The sequence below is a fragment of the Ruegeria arenilitoris genome (genome assembly GCF_013031355.1).
Classification (GTDB): Bacteria; Pseudomonadota; Alphaproteobacteria; order Rhodobacterales; family Rhodobacteraceae; genus Ruegeria; species Ruegeria arenilitoris_C.
This window is the reverse complement of record NZ_WPZO01000001.1, coordinates 99,589-122,228: the sequence shown is the minus strand read 5'-3', so window position 1 is coordinate 122,228 and position 22,640 is coordinate 99,589. Positions and strand designations below refer to the sequence as shown.

The window sequence follows — 22,640 nt, the reverse complement described above, 5'->3', positions numbered from 1 at the left end:
ACACCGCCTCAAACGCCATTCCAGACACCGAATGCGGCGTCGGGGAAAACGGAGCGAAGGCACTGGCGTCTATACGCCCGCCCCCTGCATCTGACACTCCGCGGGTTTGATCGGGTTCTGCGAAACTCAGCAGGTTCGCCAGTCGTACCCACGACCGGCCAAGTTCGACACCCCGCGCCTCTTTTCTGACGGCGCGGGTTTGCCGTTTAGTTGCTCGCAGTCCGGTAGTTGTGCCGGTAGAAGATATGCACACCAATGCGCGCTGTTTCCTTGTAAACGCGCGACCACGACGGGTTTACTGCGGTGGTGTGATAATGCGTGGCCCCTTCGGTCAGTTCCTTGGCGACGCCGTCAATTGCGGCACGCGCGACTTTGGACACACGCTCATAGGCCTTTTTCTCGCGGATCACTTCCTTGTGGCCATCGCAGGTATAGGTGAACTGGCACTGGTATTTCTTGCCGGTTCCCTGCTTGATCACGCCGCACAGCGAGTCCGGAAACCGGCTGCTTTCGACGCGGTTCAAAATAACCTCGGCCACGGCGAACTGGCCGCGCACGCTTTCGCCGCGCGCTTCAAAGTACAGCGCTTCGGCCAGACATTTGAAGTTTTCGTCCCCAGTGGCCGCCGGCTGTTGGTCCAGCCAGCTCTTGGAATAAGAGACCTTTATGGGCTCAAGCTTTTTGCGGGGCTTGAACAGAGTCAGATAGTCGCGAAAGTTTTGCCCGGGCAGATCGGTCCGGGTGACAAGTTCGCGTTCGGCAGTATCGGTGGCTTCCCTTTCAGCGAAAGACACACTTGGCAGCATGGTTGCCGCCAATGTGGCAGCAGCCAGTATGTATCGTAGCATCAGATAACCTCGCACAGGCACAAATCGCGCCGTACCCTCCCCCGGCGGGCGCGACGAGGCATTTAGCGCAGTCCGGCTAAGACGTCTAGATCAGAAGAAAAAGCAAGTGGAAAATCGCCCGTGAGGAAAATTAAATCCACCACAAGGTTGCTTAAATACCACTAATCCTAGGGCAACTGCCCTGTGTCAACCCCCAAGTCTGGACGAAATCGCCAGTTGAGCGGAAGCCAGCCGAGCAACCGGCACCCGAAACGGAGAGCATGACACATAGTCAAACCCCAGATCGCGGCAAATGGCGATTGATTCGGGGTTACCCCCATGTTCGCCGCATACCGAAAGGGTAACGTCCGGCTGCGCCTGACGTCCGCGCTCGGCCCCGAGCTTCAGCAATTCGCCCACCCCATCGGGATCGAGGACGTGGAACGGGTCTTCTACAAAGACACCCTGTCGAACATAGGCCGACATGAACCGGCCTGCATCGTCACGCGACAGGCCATAGGTCATCTGGGTCAGGTCGTTGGTACCGAAACTCAGGAACGACGTTTGCGGCGCGATCTCATCCGCCCGCAGACAGGCCCGAGGCGTTTCAACCATAACGCCCAGCCTGTATTCAAACTCCTGCCCGCGTTCGCTTGCCACTGCTGCCGCGACCGAGTCGATGCGGGATTTGACCAGTTCCACCTCGCGCTTGGCCGAAACCAGTGGGATCATCACTTCGGGCACCACGGGGGCGCCCTCCTTGCTGGCCTCAAGCGTTGCCTCAAAGATAGCGCGGGCCTGCATGTCGTAGATTTCGGGCACGGTCACACCCAGACGCACACCGCGCAGACCCAGCATCGGGTTGTATTCGGTCATCGCCGCAACGCGCCGCTCGACATCTGAGACCGGCAGGTCAAGCGCTTCGGCCAGTTCGCGCTGCCCGCTGCGTGTTGTCGGTAGGAATTCGTGCAGAGGCGGGTCGAACAGACGGATGCAGACCGGCTGCCCTTCCATGATCCGGAACAGTTGCACGAAATCCTCGCGCTGCATCGGCAACAGACGTTCCAGCACCGCCGCGCGGCCCGAGGACGTTTGCGCAAAGATCATCTCGCGCATCACGATCAAACGGCCGGGGTCAAAGAACATATGCTCGGTCCGGCACAAGCCGATCCCCTGCGCCAGAAAATTTCGCGCCGTCTGCGCATCGGCCGGTGTGTCCGCGTTTGCGCGGATGGCGATATCACGTTCGTCATCGGCCCAGCCCATCAGCGTCTGGAAACAGTCATCCAGCGCAGCTTCGAGCATGGCAGGCTGCCCCGCCAGCACCTGCCCCGAGCTTCCGTCGATCGTCAGCGTGTCGCCGGTTTTGAACACTCGGCCATTCGGCGCGGTCAGCAGCCTTTTCTTAGTCTGGAACCGCATCTCGGACGCGCCGACGATACAGGGCAGACCCAATCCGCGGCCAATCACGGCGGCGTGGCTGGTCATGCCGCCCTTTTCGGTCAACACCGCCACGGCCGCGTGCATCCCGCGCACATCCTCGGGCGAGGTCTCGCGACGTACTAGAATACAAGGCTCTCCACGCGCCGCACTGGCCTGCGCCTCGGCAGCGGTGAACACGATCTTACCCGTTGCAGCCCCCGGGCTGGCGGCGATACCGGTGGTCAGAACATCCCGGCGCGCTTCGGGGTGGACCTGCCGGTGCAGCATTTCGTTCAGAGAATGCGGATCAACCCGCATCACCGCCTCTTGCGGTGGAATGATGCCATCTTCGGCCAGCCGCACCGCAATCCGCAACGCGGCCCGCGCACTGCGCTGCACCCGCACGCCGTCCAGAATGTGAACATGGCCGTTTTCGATCACGAACTCGACTTGCATTTCCTCGCGCAGCTTGGTGCGCATCAACGCGGCATGGGACTTGAGGTTGGCAAAAGCCTCGGGCGCCACCTCTTCCAGCGACTTCCCGCGCGGGTCCTTTTCCAGATAGAGCGCGGCCACACCTTCACCCAGCGCATCCCGCCCCTGGCTCTGGCTCAGGTAGCGGCCCGTGATCTGCGGCAAACCGGTGGTCGAGTCGATCAGTTGCAGAACGCCCGATCCGCATTCACCCTGCCCTACACCTGGGATCATCTCTTGAATGACCAGCCCCAGCCCCGCATCCGCAGGCGCACCCTTGGCCTGACGCAGCAACCGGGCCGAGGTCCCATCCCACGCTCGCGCCATCGACCGCAGAACGGCAATCAGCTGCTCACCCCGGTCCTGGGGGAACGCTTCGTCGGTTTCATCCTCATAGGCCCGCAAGGACATGCGCAGCCCTTCGCTGCCATCCGCGTCGATATCGTCGAACACATCCGCGTCCAGCCGGGCCACGTGGATGGCGAAGCTTTGCACGAAACGCAGATACAGCGCGGCAGCGGCCTCGGCCCCCATCGAATCCGACAGGTCAACGTAACGCGCATCGTTCATGCCGATATTCAGGATTGCGCCGGGACCACCCCAATCGGGGTCTTCGGAACTGGGCCGCACGCATAACAGCGCCGCCTGATCGAACTGTTCGACAATCGCCGCGATGTCGGGCACATGACCTTCGGCAATCCGGTGGACCGCATCGAAGGACAGCGCCACCGTCCGCGGCACCGGCAATTCCAGACGGACCAGACGTTGCAAACATTTCGCCCGCCCGCCATGTGTATTGGCGGCTACGGGCGCTTCGGTCGTGATCAGAGTGGTATGCGGATTATTCTGCACTGCGGCACCTTTTGGTTTGCACGCAGCATAAGCCCCTGCACCAATGGCGCAAGGGCGTTATGGCTTAGCCTTCGATCTTGCTGAGGTCGGCGACGCTGGAGCACACCTGACGGATCTGGCTGAGCAGGTTCAGGCGGTTACGGCGCAGGATGTCGTTGTCAGTATTGACCTGAACATCCTCGAAAAACGCGTCCACCGGACCACGCAGCGCGGCCATCGCGGACATGGCCGACGGGAAATCCTCGGCCTTCAGGGCCACGTTGATCTCATCCTGCGCCCCATCCAGAGCGGCAAAAAGCGCTTTTTCACTGTCCGTCTCGGCGAATTTCACATCCGCACCATAGGAGTATTCGACTCCGTCCTTCTCCTCGGCCTGCGTCAGGATGTTGTTGGCGCGCTTAAAGCCCTGCACGAGGTTTTCCCCATCCTCAGTCGCGATCACCCCATTCAGGGCGCGGGCGCGTTTGACCAGCAGATTGAGGTCGTCATTACCCTCCATCGCGATGCAGGCGTCAATGATGTCGTGGCGGATGCCCTCGTCCCGGAGGAAGACTTTGAGGCGGTCGTGGAAGAAAGAGAGAATGTTCGAGATCAAACTTGAAGAAAAGCCCTCCAGTTCATTCCATACTTCTTTTTCATTCCCATTCGGATGAGGGGTTTTTCCGGCTACAACAGCATCAAAACCATGCACACGTACGTCCTCAAAGAACATCATCAAACTGGTCAAGTTTGCAGATCGGTGTGTAAACTGAGTTCTCGCCAAGGCGGCCTTCTCAGAAACTTGCCCCTTCTCGTTCAATTCCGAAACGCTCGACCAGATTTCAGCAACAGCTTTGTCGTTCAATTCTGGATTATGATGTTTGAAGAAGATAGCACGCGGTCGACCGTCAAAATGCTGCTCCAAATAACTTGCACTGTGCGAACTACCCCCCCCAGTTTCCTCACAAAATTCGGTCTCGTAGTCCACAAAACCCTTTGGGTCTCGGAGAAGAGAAAACAGATGCTCTCTAAGCAATCTGGAGAGCGGCAGTCTTAGATTGTTTTCCAAGACCAACCGAATAACCCCCAGCGCCGCGCGACGCAGGGCAAACGGGTCTTTCGAGCCGGTCGGCTTTTCATCAATCGCCCAGAAGCCGGTCAGCGTGTCCAGCTTGTCGGCCAGTGCCACGGTCACCGAGAGCGGCGCGGTCGGCACGTCATCAGACGGCCCAAGCGGCGAGTAATGTGCTTGCGCCACGGCGGCCACGGCGGCGTCTTCGCCCGCGGCTTCGATGTAATACCGCCCCATAAGCCCTTGAAGTTCAGGGAATTCATAGACCATTTCCGAGTTCAGATCGGCCTTGGCCAGACGCGCGGCTTTTTCGGCCTGATCGGCATCTGCTCCGGTCACCGGGGCCAATTCACGGGCCAGCGCGGCGATGCGGTCGATGCGTTCGGCCTGCGTGCCCAGTTTGTTGTGGAAGGTCACATTCTCCAGCGCGCGAGTCCATTGGGCGATGTCCGATTTGGCGACGCGCAGATCATTCTCCCAGAAGAACTTCGCATCGGCCAGACGCGCGGACAGCACCTTTTGGTTACCTGCCAGAATGGTCGCGCCATTGTCGGCGGTTTCGCGATTGGCGACGGTGATGAACCGCTCGATCCGGCCCGTCTTGGGGTTCTTCACGGAAAAGAACTTCTGGTGCTCTTTCATCGAGGTTTGCAGCACCTCGGGCGGCAACTCCAGAAACTCCTCGTCGATCTGCCCCATCAACACCACGGGCCATTCGACCAGGCCAGCAACCTCGGCCAGCAGACCCTTGTCGTCGACAACTTCCAGACCGGCGGCAAAGGCCATGTTCTGCGCGTCGTTCCAGATATGCTCGGCGCGGTCGGCGGGGTTCAACACCACAAAGGCCCGCTTCAGCTTGGCGGCGTAATCGTCGAAGGACATAACCGCGAACCGGTTCGGTGCCATGAAGCGGTGGCCTACGGTGGTGTCGCCGGATGTGATGCCATCGACCTCAAGCGGTACCACCTGCGCGCCTGCTTCGTCGGACAGGATGCACAGGATTGAATGCAGCGGCCGCACCCAGCGTAGCGGGCCACTACCCCAGCGCATCGACTTGGGCCAGGGGAAGTTGCGGATGGTGGCCTCAAGCACTTCGGCCACGATCTCGGCAGCCGGGCGCCCGGCTTTTTCGATAGTGGCGAAATAAACCGCGCCTTTGGGTGTGTCGCGTTCCTCCAATTGATCGCGGGTCAGGCCTGCGCCACGCAGGAAGCCTTCGATGGCCTTGTCCGGCGCTCCGACCTTGGGGCCCTTGCGTTCCTCGCGGATTGTGGGGCTTTCGGCCAGCAACCCTTCGACGGCCAGCGTCAGGCGACGCGGCGTGGTCAGGGCAGCGGCCCCGGCATAGGTCAGACCAGCCTCGACCAGACCATCGGTGATCCGCTTTTTCAGGTCCTCACCCGCGCGAGTTTGCATACGGGCGGGGATTTCCTCGGAAAACAGTTCGATCAGCAGGTCGGGCATTTTCGGTCCTTAGAAATTGACGATCGTCTGGATGACGATGGCATTGGCGATGTCCACAAAAAAGGCGGATACAAGGGGCAGCACGATAAAGGCAATAGGCGACGGGCCATATCGCTTGGTAACTGCGGTCATATTGGCGATAGCGGTCGGCGTTGCACCCAGAGCAAAGCCACCGAACCCGGCGGACAGAACGGCGGCGCGGTAGTTGCCCCCCATCACCGGGAACAGCACCCAGATCACGAACACCACGGTGAACAGGGTTTGCGCGGCCATGATGACGACAATGGCCAGCCCCAGTTCGGCAATGGTCCAAAGCTGCAGGCTCATCAGCGACATCGCTAAGAACGCGCCCAGCGAAAACTCTGATATCAGGGCCAGCGAGGGGGTTCGGGACACAGGCGGAGCTTTGGGCGCGACCGCCGAGCGAATGTTGGCAATGACGATCCCCATGATCAGACAGGGCACGAAAATCGGCAGCATCAATCCGGCGGCGTCGATTGCTTGATGCAGGACGTAGCCGGAGATGATCGCCAAGTTCAGATGAAGCAGGACGCGCATGATGGTGAGGTGATCGATCTTCGCCTCAGCCTCGGTCGCGTCGTCTGGCAGGCCGACCGTATGCTCTTCGTCAGGGCGGTCAGGGGTCAGGTTTTTGCCCTCGACCAGATAGCGCGCGATGGGCCCGCCAACCAAAGCCGCGAGTACAAGGCCCAGAGTCGCCACAGCCACGCCCAGTTCGGTTGCCCCGGTCAATCCGGTCACCGCGCCGACATCGGGCGCCCAGGCGATGGCGGTGCCATGACCGCCGATCAAAGAGGCTGATCCGAACAGAACTCCGGCCTGCGCCGGAAAACCAAACGCAACGGCACCAGCAGCGCCAACGAAGTTTTGGGCAACGATTGTCACCAACGTCAGAACAAGAAGCAAAAACAGAGGCTTGCCACCGGAAATCAAATCGGCCAGCCGCGCATTCAAACCAATCCCGGCAAAGAACACGATCAGAAGGAAGTCCCGCGAGGCAAGGTCGAACGTCAACTCAACTCCGGCCACGAGATACAGAAACAGCAATACAAGAGACGCCAGAAGACCACCTGTGACCGGCTCTGGGATATTAAACTGCCGCAGCAGAGCGACGCGGGCGTTGATCTCGGCCCCAATCAGATAAACCGCGATGCCAAGCGTGGCAGTCAGAAAATTGGGAATGTGGATCGCTGCGTCGGTCATATTGCCCTCAGTTCTCCGGTCGGGGCGGACATTCCTCGCCCACCACCGTCCCGTCATAGGCTTTTTCACCGCAATTGTTCAGCGCGTGCCAGACATAACCTTTGCCGTCAGTGGTGACCGCGACGATGCGGTCGACGCCATAATGGATGTTCTTGGCCCCCATGAAAGCCTGCGCCTGTCCGGATTTCAGCGCCTCTGCGATGGCCACCGCATCGTAGCAGTCAAACCAACCCGGCGCGGTCAGCGGTTCAGGGTTTTCAACCCGCCGGAACTTCGCCAGATCCTCAGCCGAAAGATCGGTTTCGAAACACGCCCGGTAGCGGATCGGAGAGCTGTCGGCATCAATCGCCCGAAACGCCGTGTAGGAGATCGGTTCAGGGTCATCAACGCCTTCAGCCAGCAAGGACACATCCTCACCCGGCCGTGAGGCGACGTCGTAATAGAACCCGTAAACCTGCAAGTAATACATGCCGACACCGGCCAGCACCGCAGATACGACGAGGATGATTGCAAGCAGTTTTCCGGTCATCTTTTAGGCATCCTGATCACGCGGCCTCTTTCAACTTTTTGGAAAATAGGCCAGTTTCCAAACTGATACAGGCCGGAACGAGGTTATTGGAATGGACATGACACTTGCCGTTGGGTTCTTCGGCGCGCTGTTTGCGATCATGAACCCGATCACCAATCTGCCCGTTTTCCTGAGCGTCACCGACGGCCTGACCCCTGCCGACCAGCGCAAGGTGGCGGCGAAGACGGCGACGTACTGCCTGATCCTTGGCGGTGCATTCGCGGCGATAGGCAACCAGACGCTGGGCCTGTTCGGGATCAGCGTGGACGATCTGCGTGTAGCTGGCGGTCTGGTCGTTCTGATGATCGGCTTGAACATGCTGAGCGGCAAGGAAAGCACCACGCATCACGGGACCGAAGGGGAAAAGCAAGCCTACCCCGAACCCGCCACGGTTGCCTTCTACCCGCTGGCCTTCCCTATTCTGGTTGGGCCCGGCACGATCACGACTCTGATCCTTTACGCGCACCACATTTCCAAGCCGATGGACACCATTATCTACGCAGGCGTCTTTCTGGCCGTTCTGTTTCTGCTGTTCATCACGTTCTGGAATGCGTCTGCCTTGGCCAAGCGATTGTCGGCCAATGCCCGCGTGATCATGAGCCGCTTCATGGGCATGATCCTGTCGGCCATCGCAATCGGCATGATCGCAGATGGCCTGAAAGTGCTGTTGCCCGGATTGGCCTGAACGCCTCATCAGGCCTCAAACCCAGCAGCCTCGGTCAGCAGGAACGCATCCGCGCATTGTTTGGCCAGCGCCCGAACCCGTCCGATATAAGCCTGACGCTCGGTAACCGAGATCACGCCTCGCGCGTCCAACAGGTTGAATACGTGGCTGGCCTTGATGCACTGATCATAGGCGGGGTGCGCCATGACGATGCGTTTAGCCGTTTTGGGGTCGTCATGTTCCTGCGCCAGAATGGCGGCACATTCGGCTTCGGCCTCTTCGAAGTGGCGCAGCAGAACTTCGGTGTTGGCCACGTCAAAGTTCCAGCGGGCGTATTCCTCTTCGGTCTGCTTGAAGATTTCGCCATAGGTAAGCGGGCTGGGTGACTGAGGATCGTTGAACGGCATATCCATCACGTGGTCGATGCCCAGCACATACATGGCCAACCGTTCCAGGCCATAGGTCAACTCGCCCGAAACCGGCGCGCAGTCATGGCCGCCGACCTGCTGGAAATAGGTGAACTGGCTGACTTCCATACCGTCACACCAGACCTCCCAGCCCAGGCCCCAGGCGCCCAGCGTTGGGCTTTCCCAGTCATCCTCGACAAACCGGATGTCATGCAGGTTCATGTCGATACCGATAGCCTCGAGGCTACCCAGATACAGGTCCTGCAGGTCCGGCGGGCTGGGTTTGATCAGCACCTGATACTGATAATAGTGCTGCAACCGGTTCGGGTTCTCACCATACCGCCCATCGGTCGGACGACGCGACGGCTGAACATAGGCCGCAGCCCATGCCTTTGACCCCAAAGCGCGCAAAGTGGTCGCCGGGTGGAACGTCCCTGCCCCAACTTCCATGTCGTAAGGCTGCAGGATGGCGCAGCCCTTCGAGGCCCAATAGGTCTGAAGGCGCAGGATAATTTCCTGAAATGAACGTGGTGCGCTGGACGGTTCGGTCATGACATTCCCTTTGGGCACATCCGCGCCCGGTTCCGGTCGGTTTTGTCCTTCCTATGCAAGGGGCCAAGGGGCGTCAACGGGCCAATGCCCACGCTGCTGTCACTGCACCGCCACACTGGAAATTCCCCGTATTCCGGGCATGGCTTTCCCTGCTGCTATTCGCGTAATCTGCGGCAAAGCTAAAACACCGCGGACACGGGCAGACTATGACACGAGTAATCACTGCAATTTTGTTTCTATTTCTCTTCGGCGCGCGCGCCGTTTTTGCACAGCAGGAGGCAGGCGTTTGGGTGCAGGTCGAAGCCCGCCCGACGCTGCGCCAGGCGCAGGAACGCGCGCAGGCCTATGCGAACGTTCTGCCCGACGTGAACGGGTACCGCCTGAACTCTGGCTGGTATGCCATTGTTATCGGGCCATATTTGCGCAACGATGCTGAGCAGGTTCTGCGCGTTTACCGGGCCGAGGGGCAGATCCCCGCTGACAGCTACATCGCGTTCTCGAATTCTCTGGCTCAGCAATTCTGGCCCGTTGGTTCAAGCTCTCAAGGCCAAAGCGCGGTAACTCCACCGGTCGAGCCGACACCACAGCCGGATCAATCCACCGCCGGGCTGACCCCACAGCCCTCGGATGAGACGCGGTCGCAGGCACTGCAATCCGAACGCGCTTTGACCGCGCAAGAACGCAAGGATCTGCAAACCGCCTTGCAAGCCGCCGGGTTTTATAACTCGACCATCGATGGAGCGTTTGGTGCAGGGACCCGGCGTTCAATGGGTGACTGGCAGAGCTTCAATGGCTATGAGCCCACCGGAGTTCTGACCACGGCGCAGCGCAAGGTGCTGATGGACGGCTACAACGCGCCGCTGATCAGTGTCGGGATAGAGCGCTATTCGGACACGCAGGCGGGCATCGATCTGGACCTGCCGCTGGGTGTCATCGCCTTTGACCGTTATGAGGCCCCCTTTGCGCATTTCAACGGCACAACCGATCTGAACGCCAAGGCATTGCTGATCAGCCAGAAGGGCAACAAATCCACCCTGCGGGCATTGTATGAAGTGATGCAATCGCTGGAGATCGTGCCTCTGGACGGCCCGCGACAGCTGCGCGGTGACCGTTTCACGCTGGAGGGTCGCGGCAACGGGATCGTGTCGTACACCGAAGCGGCGCTGAAAGACGATCAGATCAAGGGCTTTACTCTGGTCTGGCCCGAAGGCGATGAGGCCCGCCGCGCGCGGATTCTGGCCGCGATCAAGGCCAGCTTCACCACCAACGACGCCGTACTGGATGCCGGTGCGGGCGCGGATGCCGATCAGCGGATCGATCTGGTATCGGGTCTGCAAGTGCGTAAACCGCGCCTGTCCCGGTCCGGCTTCTTCACCGACGCAAACGGCACGGTTCTGACCGTTTCCGAGGCAACGGACAGCTGCACCCGCATCACCCTGAACGACGATCAGGAGGTTCAGGTGGCCTGGGCAGACCCAGATCTTGGAGTCGCTGTTCTGCGCCCCCGCCGCAGCCTTGCGCCGATCAGCATCGCCGAGTTCAGCGCCGACAAGCCGCGCATTCAGTCCGATGTCGCTGTCTCGGGTTTCTCGTATGAAGGCGCGTTGGGTGCACCGACACTGACCTATGGCCAGATCACTGATGTGCGGGGCCTGGATGGTGAGGACGGTGTGAAGCGCCTTGCATTGGCGGCGCAACCCGGCGATGCGGGCGGCCCGGTCTTCGACGACAATGGACAGGTTGTCGGTATGCTGCTGCCCACCCCGTCCGAGGGGCGCACCCTTCCCGCTTCGGTCAGTCTGGCGGCAACGACGGACCGCTTGAACGAAGCTTTGGAAAAGGCTGGCGTGTCTGGTCAGCCCGCTCAGTCCACGGCGGAAATCTCACCCAATGAACTCAGCCGACGAGCCAACGGAATGACCGTTCTGGTGCATTGCTGGGACTAAACTGATCTGAAGAACCAAGAACGCCGCCCCTTCGGGCGGCGTTTTTTGTTTAGGCGATATCGGGCGTCACCCGGATCAACGTCGGAACCGGGGCGTGAAACGCGGCTTGCACGGCAGCCTGCATCTCTTCCAGATTACCTGGAGCGGCGGACAAGGCCCCGAAGGCCTCGGCCAATTTGCAGAAATCGGGATTGCGGGCCACCACTGCGTTGGGGGCAATCTGGCCGCGAACCATGCTGTCTTCGATCTCTTTCAGCTTGGCGTTGTCCCACAGGATGATGGGCAGAGACAGGCCCAACTCGACCGCCGCACCAAGCTCCATCATCGTGTAATGAAACCCATAATCCCCCGCGATCACGGCCGTAGGTTTACCCCTACGCGCAACCGCGCCGCCGATCCCGGCAGGCAGCGCATAACCCAGTGTGCCGAACCCGGTCGGGTGGTGCCAGTGATAGGGGTAGGCCATGTCCCAGACCTCTTTCGCGACATAGGCAAACTGAGTCATGTCGGAATAGATCATTGTGTCAGCCGGCATTGCCTCGCGCAAAGCATCCAGCACCGGCACGATCCCGGGACGTTCGGCATCGGATTCGGCGCGCCAGCGTTTGCGGGCCTCGGCGACCTCTTCGGGTCTCCAGCCCGTCGCCGGTTTCACGGCGTCAATCGCAGCCCAGAGAGCATGGGCAAAGCTTTCGCCATCGACCTGCAGCTTGATCCCTGCGCGGTGACGGTCGGACAGAACCTGCGGATCAAGATCGACCCGCACCAGATGAGAGGTATGCCCCAGCGTGTCGCGCCACAGGTCAACCTCACCCAACTCTGACCCGACTGCGACGACAAGATCAGCCGAACCGATCACATCGGCACTGCCCGGTCGCGGCAGCGTGGCCCCGAAATCCAGCGCATAGCCTAACCCGGCCATCCCGCGCCCGGCATAGGTGGTGAAACAGGCGGCCCCCAACTGGGTCAGTATCTGACGCCACAGATTGGACCTCGCCCCGCCCCCCAGAATGAACAGCGGCCGCCGCGAGATATTCAGCAAGGACATGAGCGGCGCCAGATCAGGTGGCACCACCTTGGACCGCAACCCGGGCTGGTTGGGAAAGGGTGCCGGATCAACCTCGGCCTCAAGCTGGGCAATCGGCACCTGAATATGCTTGGGGCGCGGGCGCGTGAGTTCGAATTCCTCAAACGCACGCTCGACCAACCTATAAGCCGCCTGTGCGGTGTTGGCCTGACGGGACCAATCCGTAACGGTTTCAGCGGCAGCGCGTTGATCCTTCATCTGGTGCAACTGGCCCTGCACCGCGTCCGTCTCGTCCAAACAGGACGACATCACCAGCATCGGCACAGAATCCGTATAGGCCTGCCCCATCGGCGTCATGATATTGCACAGCCCCGGCCCGGTGATCACATAGGCCACGCCGGGTTTTCTAGTAGCGCGGGCATAACCATCGGCCATGAACCCGGCCCCCTGCTCGTGCCGGGCCAGAACATGCGTGATGCCCGCTTCTTCGATACCCCGATACATTTCCTGATTGTGAACGCCGGGAATGCCGAAAATCACGTCAACGCCCCTGTCTTTCAACATATGCGAAATCTGGGCACCCAGAGGTCTTTTCATCAGCTTCTCCAGAATTGGACAGTAAACAGCGCGTAGACAGCCAGCAGCTCGAGCCGCCCGACCAACATACCGATGGACAACAACCACTTGGCCGTGTCGCTCAGCCCAGCAAAGTTGCCCGCGGGACCGATCTGATCCCCTAGCCCCGGCCCGACATTGGCGAGCGCCGTCGCCGCGCCCGAGACGGAGGTGATGAAGTCCAGACCCGTCAGCGCCAGCGCCCAGGCCAGTACGCCCATCGAGAGCACGAAGAACATGAAAAAGCTCATGACCGAGCTCAGAACATCTGGCCCGATCGTGCGTCCGTCATACCGCGGGTTGAACACACCGTGCGGCGACCGGATACGGCTAATCTGAGTTTTGATCGAGGCAAACAACAGCTGATAGCGGAAGATCTTGATCGAACAGGCGGTCGAACCCGCGCATCCCCCGATCAGCCCGATCAGAAAGAACAGCATCACCGGGAAATTGCCCCAGGTCATATAGTTGACGCTGGCATAGCCCGTACCGGAAATGATCGAGGTGATGTTGAACAGCGACTCGCGGAACGCCTGCTCCCAATGGTGCGGAAAGACCGAGACCAAGAATATCGCCATGACTGCGACCAGAACCAGGATCGTCGCCAGAAAGGTCTTGATCTGGCTATCCTGCCAAAGAGAATTCGTATTGCCATTGGCGAACTGAACGTAGCGCACGAACGGCAGGGCCGCGAGGATCATGAAGACCGCAGCCGCGTATTCGGTTGGTCCCGAAAACACTGCAAAGGAGGAATCGTAGTTCGCGAACCCACCCGTGGCGATGGTCGTCATTGCGTGCACAACGGCATCAAAAAAGCTCATCCCCAGAGCAGCGTAAACCAGGGCGCAGACGAAGGTCAGAAAGACGTAGATCAGGGAAATCTGGCCCGCAATCTCTTGCGCGCGCGGCAGGATTTTTCCCATGGTTTCAAACCCTTCCGAGCGGAAGATTTGCATACCACCAACCCGAAGCTCGGGCAGGAACACCATGGCGACAACGATGATACCGATCCCGCCCAGCCATTGCAGCAGGCCGCGCCATAACAGCAAACCCTGTGGCAGATTATCCAAGCCGGATAAAACGGTCGAACCGGTGGTGGTCAGGCCCGACATAGCCTCGAAATAAGCATCGACAAAGCGCAGTTCGGTCTCACCGAACAAAAAAGGGATGGCACCGAATAGCGGCAGCGCCACCCAGACGCCGGTGGTCAGCAAAAAGGTCTGACGGATCGTCAGACCTTCGCCCACCCCGTTCGAGCAGCTGATGGACAGGACTACGCCCGTCAGCATGGTGATGACGCCGCTTTCCAGAAATACGTGCCACTCGCCCCGACCTTCGATGAGATCCGCAAGCATGGGCAGCATCATGGTCGCCCCAAGAATGGCGACCAACAGGCCAATCACATATCCAACCGGGCGCATGTCCGTCATGAGGCGCAGCGTTGGCGCGCCTGCACGACCGTGTCAAGCGGATGTCCCGTTTACTCGTCGGTTTTGCTGACGGGTGTGGGCATCGCGGGCGGTTTCGAAGGCGCGCGCGTCCGGCGTTGGGGCGCTGCGGGCGTGGCCGCTTCGGCCTTGGGTGCGACCGGTTTGGCCTGTGCCTGAGGGGCGACTGGTTTGGCAACAGCTGCAGCGGCTTTGACAGCAGGTGCCTCCGGTTTTACGGCAGGTGCAACCGGCTTGGCGACCTCAGCCTTTGGGGCTGCGGTTTTTGCTGCCTGTACCTTCGGAGCCGCTGGCTTGGTGGCCGCTTTGGGCGCCGCAGGTTTCGCCGGAGCCTTTTTCGCTGAGGGTCTGGCCGCCGGTCGGGGCGCTGCGGTCTTCACCTCGGGCTTTGGGGCCGCAGTTTTAGATGCCGCCGCTTTCGCCGGAGCCTTGGGCGCTGCGGGTTTGGTAGCCGGTTTTGCCGCGACGGGCTTGGGTGCGGTTGCGGGTTTGGCCTCTTGTGGTTTTGCTGCATTCGCAGGCTTGGATGCCGCCGGAGCAGCCGTTGCCTTGGGCGCAGCGGCAGTTTTCTTCGCTGCAGAAGCCGTCTTTTTGGCGAGGGCAGGTTTGGGCGATTCGGCCTTGGGCGTAACCGCCGCTTTGTCGCGCGCGACCGGCTTGGCCTTCGGAGTCGCCGCCGGTTTAGACTTAGCTGCCGCCGCTTTGGACTTGAATTCCGGTTTCGCAGTCGTCGGCGCCGGTTGCGCGGACGAGATGTGCAGAGCATGTACCGGTGCAAACGGCAGCTCCATGGCCGACGTGGCCAGAATTTGCATGATCTTCAGTTGGTTGCTAACCGCGTAGCCGGCCATACGAATGGCCGCCGCCTGAAACTCCAGCGGCTGGGTAATCGGATTCATTAGTCATTTCTCCTGTGAAAGCGATGCAACCTTCAAAGGGAAGAAGCACCCTGCTCCGCCCTGACGTCTGGGGCGGATTGCCAAGGTTTGAAGTCCCGGGGCGTCTCACGTCTCGGCTTCCTTTCAGTGTGGCGAAACGGCTGGCAAGCGCGTACGCCACGGCTGCAATCCCCCTTACTCTACGTCAAAGAAAGAGCGACTGCAGCAATTTTTGCTGCGATGCGGCGAAAGTTCGCCATTTTGTCTAATTTTGAGACTTCAAGAGCCCCACGCAGTTACCCAATATGGAAGAGGGTCGAGAACAGGCGCGGGTCCAAGCTGGCCGAAACAAAAGTCGGGCCTTCGGTCAGAACCGACACCGCATCATGGCTGTGCAGGCTTTCCTGATGGCTGGCCACAACGCGGAAATCTCCGACATGGTGATCGGCCTGAAGCTCGGCGCAGAACAAACGGGCGGCGTCCTCGACAAAGATAGGGTTGGCCGCATTCAGTTCGGCAAATGCTTGTTCATCCTCACGCTTGACCATCACCTGGGTTTCCGTCGGTACAGCACGACGGCAAAGCGCGATCAGGTCCTCGAACCACAGACAATCCGCGTCGCAATCGACAACCACCGAGATGCGCGCGACCGAGCGCTGAGAATGAGGCGTCGCCAACTGTCCGCGCGTGGACCGCGCATGTTCGCTCAGCTCCAACGAGCACGGACAGGTCGAGGAATAGACATAATCCAGATGCATGATCTTCTGGCGCACGCCGTTCTGTTCAACCAACTCCAGCGCGATGTCGTAATACTGGTATCCCTCCAGACCCGAGCGCAGGCTTTTCACGCGGTCCGGGTAGGAAAACCGCATCTGGATACGCGCATCAAAGCTGTCCAAGTCGGTCATATAGTCATTCAGCGCAGCTTCCATGACCTCAAAGCTGAACGTGCGCTCGGCATGTTTATAGAACGAGCGCATGATCCGGGACATGTTGATGCCCTTCTTTTCAGCCTCAAGGCTGACCGTACCCGTAACGGATGTTTCCAACGTCAAGTCGTCGCCATGCTTGCGGTGGAACCGTATTGGCAGGCGAAAATTCGAAATCCCCACATGCTGAATCTGCTGTTTTGCCCCGCGGATCAGACTGGACGGGCCGTTCTGAAGATCGGGCAAAGTTGCGCGATAGGCATCATCGACCCGAAAATCTTCCGGATAGTCCCGCGACAGTGACGGGTAGTTCACAGGGACCAGTCCCGGCACCAAACGCGCAATCGCCGGATCGAGCTGGCTGATCTCGGCCTCGGTTGCGGTTTCGGCCCATTTGCGCAGCGTTTTCAGCGCGGCGGCGGCCTCATCATGGTCAGGTGCGTCATCAATGCTGCGGGGGTGCACGTTCATCGATCGGGGTTCCTCGGGTTGGTCGCCGGACTATATACAGGTTCGGCGCGTTTTCCAGTGTAACTGTATACGCGCCGAAACACAGCCCGGATCGAATTTACGTGAGGGGCACGTGATTTGTGCCCCTCATCGTCAAGCTCGAAACGGCTGTAACAGGCAATTAGGCGCCGTTATTGTTGAGAAACGTCCAATGCGCGGCTGATATCGGCAAGCAAGTCGCCTGCATCCTCAAGACCGATGGACAGGCGGATCAGACCCGGCGTGATGCCCAGCTCATCCTTCTGCTCATCGCTCAGCCGCTGATGCGTCGTGGTGGCCGGGTGCGTCGCAATCGACTTGGCATCACCCAGATTGTTCGAAATCACCGGAATCGTCAGTGCATTCAGGAATGCAAACGCCGCGTCCTTGCCGCCCTTGATGTCCAGCGACAGTACCGTACCGCCCTTGCCGCCCAGCTGCGCCTGAACCAGCGCATTCTGCGCGTGGGTTTTCAGCCCCGGATAAAGGGTGCGTTCCAACGCGGGGTGACCTTCCAGCGCCTCAGCCACGGTCTGCGCCGTCTCAGCCTGCGCGTTGACCCGCAAAGCCATCGTTTCCAGACCCTTGAGCATTATCCAGGCATTGAACGGGCTGAGCGCACCGCCGGTATGCTTCATATAGGGTTCAAGCGTGCCACGGATGTAATCCTTGGTGCCGATAACAACGCCGCCAAGCGCACGCCCCTGCCCGTCGATGTGCTTGGTCGCGGAATAGACGACCACATCAGCGCCCTGCTCGATCGCGCGCGAAAAGACCGGGGTGGAAAAGACGTTGTCCACCACCACCAGCGCCCCGACCTCATGCGCAAGTTTCGAAACGGCGGCGATGTCGATCATCTCGAGCGTCGGGTTCGACATGGATTCAAAAAACACTGCCTTGGTGTCCGGCCGGATTGCCGCCTTCCACTCGTCCAGATCGGTGCCGTCGACAAAGGTGACCTCGACCCCATAGCGGGTCAGGATGTTTTCCAGAATGTACAGGCACGACCCGAACAGGGCCTTGGCGGACACAACGTGGTCGCCCGCCTTCAGGATCGAGGTCAGCGCACCGTTGACCGCCGCCATGCCGGACGCAGCGGCGAAAGCGTCTTCGCCCCCTTCCAGCGCCGCGATACGTTGTTCGAACATCGACACGGTCGGGTTGCCGTAGCGGGCATAGATGAACTCATCCGGGCCGGTCTCGATAAACCGCGCCTCGGCCTGCTCGGCGTTTTCATAGACGAAGCCCTGCGTCAGAAAGATCGCCTCGGACACCTCGTTATATTGGCTGCGACGGATGCCGCCATGGACGGCTTGGGTGCGTTTATTCCAGCTCTCGCTCATGTCATTCCTCTCGACCCTTGCCTGGCAAGGGCATCAAAAAAACCCCAGACGCGGTCAAGCGAAAGGGGCCTTTCATCCTGACCTTTTAGCGGTGTTGTTTAGCGTGGCCCGCAATCCGGTAACAAATCGCCACGTAGTATCGTTGCCCTTACGCCGCAGTTGCGGACGCGTCAACCCTTGCAACGGTATCGTCACGGTTCTGTAACCGCCCATTCACCAAAGCGTCATAGCGTTGTGTCACACGAGCACCACAACATCTTGTGTGAGGCAGAACAATGCCAGTAATCAGGATCAATGCCATCGGCGACACGTTCGCCCTGCACCGCAGCCCGCGATCTCCGCTTGGAACCTTGCGGCAAACGCGCGATAGCCAGGGGCCGGTCATCATCATGACCCACGGGTACAAGTATCGCCCCGATGATGCCAAAGCGTGCCCGCACCGACATATTCTTTCGCTGCACCCCACGCCGATGCCCTGGCATTGCCCAAGCTGGCCGCAACAACTGGGGTTCGGGTCGGGCTTTGAAGACGAGGGTCTGGGCATCGCGTTCGGCTGGAACGCACAGGGGCCGCTCTGGGCCGTTCGCCGCCGCGCGGTTGAGGCGGGGCGCGCTTTGGCAGGGCTGATCCAGGAACTGCACTTTCTGAACCCGAAACGACCCATTCACTTCATCGGGCATTCGATGGGCACTGAATTGGCGCTAGAGGCCCTGCACCACGTCGTGCCCGGCTCACTGAACCGCATCATCTCGATGTCCGGGGCCGTGTACCAAAGCCGCACGCTGGGTGCGTTGGACACGCCCGCAGGCAAGATGGCCGAGTTCATCAATGTGACCAGCCGCGAAAACGACCTGTTCGACTTTCTGTATGAATGGATGATCCAACCGCCACAGCACGGCGACCGCAGCATCGGCGTCGGCTTGCAGGCTCCAAACGCGGTCACGCTACAGCTCGATTGCGCCCATACGCTAGACCATCTGTCGCGTGTGATCTTTCCGGTCGGAGACCCGCAGCGCCGCATTTGCCACTGGTCCAGCTATACTCGCCCCGGTGTGCTGCGCGTCTATAATGCCCTGCTGCGCAGCGAGGACCGTTTGAGCCTATCGTTGCTGCGCAATGGCATCCCAAAGTCATCATCCCGCCGCTGGTCACGGCTTTTTGCGCTGCCCCGTCCCAAAGCTCTCTTGCCGTTTGCACAGAAAGCCTCATTATCTCTTCAAGCTGAGGAGACATCATGATCGATCTGTATTTCTGGCCCACGCCAAACGGCTGGAAGGCATCCATCGCACTGGAAGAGATGGATCTGCCCTATATCACCCATCTGATCAACATCGGCAAGGGTGACCAGTTCGAGACCGAGTTCCTGAAGATTTCACCCAATAACCGGATGCCCGCCATCGTTGACCCCGATGGCCCGGATGGCGCACCGGTCTCGGTCTTTGAAAGCGGCGCGATCCTGATGTATCTGGCCCGCAAGACCGGGCGGTTTTATGGCAAAACCGAGCGTGACCGGATCGCTGTTGAAGAATGGCTGATGTGGCAGATGGGCGGCGTTGGCCCGATGGCCGGTCAGGCGCACCACTTCCTGAAATACGCCCCTCAACTGGACCCGCCGCAGGACCTGCCCTACGCCCAAGACCGCTACCGCGCCGAGGTCGGGCGCCTGTACGGTGTGCTCGACCGGCGACTGGCCGAGAACGAATACGTCGCGGGCGATTTCTACTCCATCGCCGATATGTCAATCTGGGGCTGGGCCAGCCTGTGGGAAGGCCAGCAGCAGGTGCTGGAGGACAAGCCCCACTTTGCCCGCTGGCTGGATATGGTCAGCGCCCGCCCGGCGGTTCAAGCCGGCCGCGCGCTGCATGCCGAGTTGCGTTCGGACAACCGGGGCAAGCAGGCACAGAGCAATCTGTTCAAGCGATAGGAAAACCCTGCTATACTCTGACTTTGAATAGGAAAAGGATTTTACGCAGCCCGCTCGATGCGCTTCGCGCAAATGTATTGAGGCCGGTCAGGATGCAATGGACTGAAGGGGAACGAGTTTTTTATGCGAGTATTGGCCCTTATGTTTGTTTTATGTGCGGTCACGGCGAGTGCCGCACCGGATTGCGAAGACCCTGCAGAGGCTCAAGAACTGGTGGCATATGAACCGCCCGTCGAACTGGATGTGCTCATAGAGGAAGAAGCCGTTGCGCCTCCCAAACAGGAATTGACAGTTTCCCCCAGACCACGAGTGCGCCCCTGCAAATTCCGTCAGATTGAAGCCGGACGGGAACGTATGCGTCAACGCGGCGCCGTGTGTGGCGACTGGACCATTCTCGGCGAAAACCGCAAACCTTTTGCAGGGAAGTTTCTGGGATGCGGCATTGCCGAGCCTGTCCGCCTCCGCATGGTGTCTGACGTCTTTCTTAGCCAGTTGGCGCTGATGGATTGCGAGACGGCCATTACGCTGAAAACATGGCTGGAGAATACGGCTAAACCAGCCTTTGCGGATCGGGGGGGCGGCCTGAAAGGGTTGCGGCTGGCAGGCCACTATGCGTGCAAGACACAGAACAATCAACCGCGTGCGCGAATATCGGAACATGCGCGTGGCCGCGCGATTGATATTTCCTCCTTTATACTGATGGATGGCACCGTGATTACTGTTCTTGATGGCTGGGAGGACGAAGAGACCAGCGACGTTTTGCGCGAACTTCACACCGGTGCCTGCGGTTTGTTTGGCACGGTGCTCGGCCCCGACGCGGACCGCTATCACAAGGGACATTTCCATTTTGATACGGCGCGCCGTCGCAGTGGCGCTGTGTGTCGTTAGCGCCCCTAGCGCTGCAGCAACATGTCCAGCATCCCCGAGATATCCTCGATCTCTTCCGCGATCACATGGGTCACCGAATGCGCCCGCTGCATGCGACCGGTGACCTTCAGCAACCGCCCTGAGATCACCGCGCGGCGGAATTGTTCGTAGATCTTGCGCCAGACCACCACGTTTACGATCCCGGTCTCATCCTCAAGCGTCAGGAAGATCACCCCTTTGGCCGTCCCCGGCCTCTGCCGCAGGATCACCAGTCCGGCCACGGCAACGCGCGCGCCCTCGGGCGGGTCGTCCAGCCGGTCAGAGGGCAGACAGGCAGGCGGGCGCGGCCAGTCCCGGTTTGAAACCGCAGGGCGAACAGGGGCAACAAGCATAAGAACAAAGATAGAACATACAGCAGGAAAGTCCAGTCGCGGCGCGATGAGTCGCAAATGAGGCTGGAAAGACCTAATTGCCTTCACTAAGGAAGAATTCGACAATCGAAAAAGGAAGACGCACGCAATGGCAAAGATCACCTATGTCGAGCACAGCGGTACCGAACATACAGTCGAGGTCGCCAATGGGCTGACTGTCATGGAAGGCGCCCGTGACAACAACATCCCCGGCATCGAGGCCGATTGCGGCGGCGCCTGCGCCTGCTCGACCTGCCATGTCTACCTCCACCCCGACTGGGTCGAGAAAGTTCCGGCCAAGGACGACATGGAAGAAGACATGCTGGACTTTGCCTACGAGCCCGACCCCGCCCGCTCGCGCCTGACCTGTCAGATCAAGGTCACGGATGAGCTGGACGGTCTGGTCGTACAGATGCCCGAAAAACAGATCTGATGATCTCCAAAGCGCCGCGCCTGCCCGCCCGCCTGTGGCAATGTCGGGCACGCGGCGCGCTGCTGGCGATGTGCCTGTGGCTGGCCGGAGGAGTTCCTGCGGTTGCCAAAACAATCACAAGCGCCCGCTTTACAGAACCCACCACACGCTACGCTCATGGTGTCCTGGGCGATAACGTCGAGTACGGCGCGCTGGAATTGACGGTCCAAGGCGGCACGCTCACCATCCGGCTGCCCTCAGATCGGGTGTTTGAAGACCTGGCTCCAAGGCTGGCAGATATGGACTTGGATGGCAAACCAGAGGTCATCGTCGTCGAATCCCACAATCGAACAGGCGCTCAACTGGCGATCTATGACAGTGGCGGAAGGAAAATTGCCGCCACGCCTCATATCGGCACCCGCTTTCGCTGGCTGGCCCCGATTGGAGCGGCTGATCTGGATAGCGACGGCTTTGTGGAAATCGCCTATGTCGACCGGCCACATCTGGCCAAGACCCTGCGCATTTGGCGTTTCAAGGATGGTGACCTGGCCGAGATCGCTACCCTGCCCGGCCTGACCAACCACAAGATCGGTGACGACTTCATCACTGGCGGGATCAGAGATTGCGGCACCGGCCCCGAAATGATCGTCGTCAGCGCCGACTGGCAACAGATCGTCAGCATCAGACATGAAAAAGGTTGGGGAACGCGGACGTTATCCCCGTTTAGCCGCAAAGCAATGAAACAGGTTTTGACCTGCACACACTAGACCCAACCGTAGCCCGCACCAGCGGGCTGCCCGGCCCAAGGCCTTTGGCGTTGCATCTTTGATGCAACGTCAGGGCGCGG

At 60.0% G+C, this 22,640-nt stretch carries 19 protein-coding genes and 1 riboswitch; of the genes, 7 read left to right on the top strand and 12 right to left on the bottom strand.

The window, feature by feature from the left end:
- Window positions 1-206: 206 nt before the first annotated feature.
- The 5 genes from GOX63_RS00595 to GOX63_RS00575 all read right to left on the bottom strand — a co-directional run bounded on the left by GOX63_RS00595 (window position 207) and on the right by GOX63_RS00575 (window position 7,843).
- Complete coding sequence (locus GOX63_RS00595; RefSeq protein WP_254435838.1) at window positions 207-848, bottom strand: cell wall hydrolase; 642 nt, start codon at window positions 846-848, stop codon at window positions 207-209.
- Between the two features lie 186 nt (window positions 849-1,034).
- Entirely contained in the window at window positions 1,035-3,575 is a 2,541-nt protein-coding gene (locus tag GOX63_RS00590; RefSeq protein WP_170324542.1) for a putative PEP-binding protein, read from the bottom strand.
- A gap of 64 nt (window positions 3,576-3,639) precedes the next feature.
- Entirely contained in the window at window positions 3,640-6,090 is a 2,451-nt protein-coding gene (gene glyS / locus GOX63_RS00585) for a glycine--tRNA ligase subunit beta (RefSeq protein WP_170544483.1), read from the bottom strand.
- 9 nt (window positions 6,091-6,099) lie between these two features.
- Window positions 6,100-7,314: a sodium/glutamate symporter gene (gene gltS / locus GOX63_RS00580; protein WP_170324540.1), complete on the bottom strand. Its 1,215-nt coding sequence runs from the start codon at window positions 7,312-7,314 to the stop codon at window positions 6,100-6,102.
- Between the two features lie 7 nt (window positions 7,315-7,321).
- On the bottom strand, window positions 7,322-7,843 hold the full coding sequence (locus GOX63_RS00575) for a DUF6446 family protein (protein WP_170324539.1): 522 nt from the start codon (window positions 7,841-7,843) through the stop codon (window positions 7,322-7,324).
- Between the two features lie 91 nt (window positions 7,844-7,934).
- Here GOX63_RS00575 and GOX63_RS00570 point away from each other — a divergent pair, with 91 nt between their 5' ends.
- Window positions 7,935-8,567 (top strand): MarC family protein, encoded by a 633-nt coding sequence (locus GOX63_RS00570; RefSeq protein ID WP_170324538.1) that lies wholly within the window; start codon window positions 7,935-7,937, stop codon window positions 8,565-8,567.
- 8 nt (window positions 8,568-8,575) lie between these two features.
- On the opposite strand, the gene GOX63_RS00565 is transcribed toward GOX63_RS00570, so the two are convergent.
- The gene (locus GOX63_RS00565) at window positions 8,576-9,505 is read right to left on the bottom strand and encodes a glycine--tRNA ligase subunit alpha (RefSeq protein WP_170324537.1); all 930 of its coding nucleotides are present in this window, start codon (window positions 9,503-9,505) and stop codon (window positions 8,576-8,578) included.
- Between the two features lie 206 nt (window positions 9,506-9,711).
- Here GOX63_RS00565 and GOX63_RS00560 point away from each other — a divergent pair, with 206 nt between their 5' ends.
- Complete coding sequence (locus GOX63_RS00560; RefSeq protein ID WP_170324536.1) at window positions 9,712-11,451, top strand: serine protease; 1,740 nt, start codon at window positions 9,712-9,714, stop codon at window positions 11,449-11,451.
- 49 nt (window positions 11,452-11,500) lie between these two features.
- Here the strand turns inward: GOX63_RS00560 and GOX63_RS00555 are convergent, their stop codons facing one another.
- The 5 genes from GOX63_RS00555 to metZ form a co-directional block, all read right to left on the bottom strand.
- Complete coding sequence (locus GOX63_RS00555; RefSeq protein ID WP_170544480.1) at window positions 11,501-13,075, bottom strand: thiamine pyrophosphate-binding protein; 1,575 nt, start codon at window positions 13,073-13,075, stop codon at window positions 11,501-11,503.
- Window positions 13,075-14,523 carry a TrkH family potassium uptake protein gene (locus GOX63_RS00550; RefSeq protein WP_170324534.1) on the bottom strand — a complete coding sequence of 483 codons (1,449 nt, stop codon included), beginning with the start codon at window positions 14,521-14,523 and terminating at the stop codon, window positions 13,075-13,077. The genes GOX63_RS00555 and GOX63_RS00550 overlap by 1 nt, the downstream gene beginning before the upstream one ends.
- A gap of 50 nt (window positions 14,524-14,573) precedes the next feature.
- Complete coding sequence (locus GOX63_RS23910) at window positions 14,574-15,440, bottom strand: transcriptional regulator (RefSeq protein WP_170324533.1); 867 nt, start codon at window positions 15,438-15,440, stop codon at window positions 14,574-14,576.
- A 275-nt stretch (window positions 15,441-15,715) separates the two neighbouring features.
- Window positions 15,716-16,819: a GTP cyclohydrolase FolE2 gene (gene folE2 / locus GOX63_RS00540; protein ID WP_170324532.1), complete on the bottom strand. Its 1,104-nt coding sequence runs from the start codon at window positions 16,817-16,819 to the stop codon at window positions 15,716-15,718.
- A 170-nt stretch (window positions 16,820-16,989) separates the two neighbouring features.
- A complete protein-coding gene (metZ, locus tag GOX63_RS00535; protein WP_170324531.1) occupies window positions 16,990-18,180 on the bottom strand; it encodes an O-succinylhomoserine sulfhydrylase in 1,191 nt (396 codons plus the stop codon).
- 65 nt (window positions 18,181-18,245) lie between these two features.
- A riboswitch (SAM riboswitch) is annotated at window positions 18,246-18,323 on the bottom strand.
- A gap of 132 nt (window positions 18,324-18,455) precedes the next feature.
- Here metZ and GOX63_RS00530 point away from each other — a divergent pair.
- From GOX63_RS00530 to GOX63_RS00520, 3 genes are all read left to right on the top strand, one after another.
- Window positions 18,456-19,418 (top strand): alpha/beta hydrolase, encoded by a 963-nt coding sequence (locus tag GOX63_RS00530; RefSeq protein WP_170544477.1) that lies wholly within the window; start codon window positions 18,456-18,458, stop codon window positions 19,416-19,418.
- A complete protein-coding gene (locus tag GOX63_RS00525) occupies window positions 19,415-20,104 on the top strand; it encodes a glutathione S-transferase N-terminal domain-containing protein (protein WP_170324529.1) in 690 nt (229 codons plus the stop codon). Before GOX63_RS00530 ends, GOX63_RS00525 begins: the two co-directional genes overlap by 4 nt.
- A gap of 123 nt (window positions 20,105-20,227) precedes the next feature.
- Window positions 20,228-20,992 carry an extensin-like domain-containing protein gene (locus tag GOX63_RS00520; RefSeq protein ID WP_170324528.1) on the top strand — a complete coding sequence of 255 codons (765 nt, stop codon included), beginning with the start codon at window positions 20,228-20,230 and terminating at the stop codon, window positions 20,990-20,992.
- A 5-nt stretch (window positions 20,993-20,997) separates the two neighbouring features.
- Here GOX63_RS00520 and GOX63_RS00515 read toward each other — a convergent pair whose 3' ends face one another.
- Entirely contained in the window at window positions 20,998-21,363 is a 366-nt protein-coding gene (locus GOX63_RS00515) for an OB-fold nucleic acid binding domain-containing protein (RefSeq protein ID WP_170324527.1), read from the bottom strand.
- Between the two features lie 127 nt (window positions 21,364-21,490).
- On the opposite strand from GOX63_RS00515, the gene GOX63_RS00510 reads away from it, so the two are divergent.
- Together GOX63_RS00510 and GOX63_RS00505 are read left to right on the top strand one after the other, a co-directional pair.
- Window positions 21,491-21,814, top strand: a complete 324-nt coding sequence (locus GOX63_RS00510; protein WP_170324526.1) for a 2Fe-2S iron-sulfur cluster-binding protein — start codon at window positions 21,491-21,493, stop codon at window positions 21,812-21,814.
- Window positions 21,814-22,560 (top strand): FG-GAP repeat domain-containing protein, encoded by a 747-nt coding sequence (locus GOX63_RS00505; protein ID WP_170324525.1) that lies wholly within the window; start codon window positions 21,814-21,816, stop codon window positions 22,558-22,560. The genes GOX63_RS00510 and GOX63_RS00505 overlap by 1 nt, the downstream gene beginning before the upstream one ends.
- Window positions 22,561-22,640 lie beyond the last annotated feature (80 nt).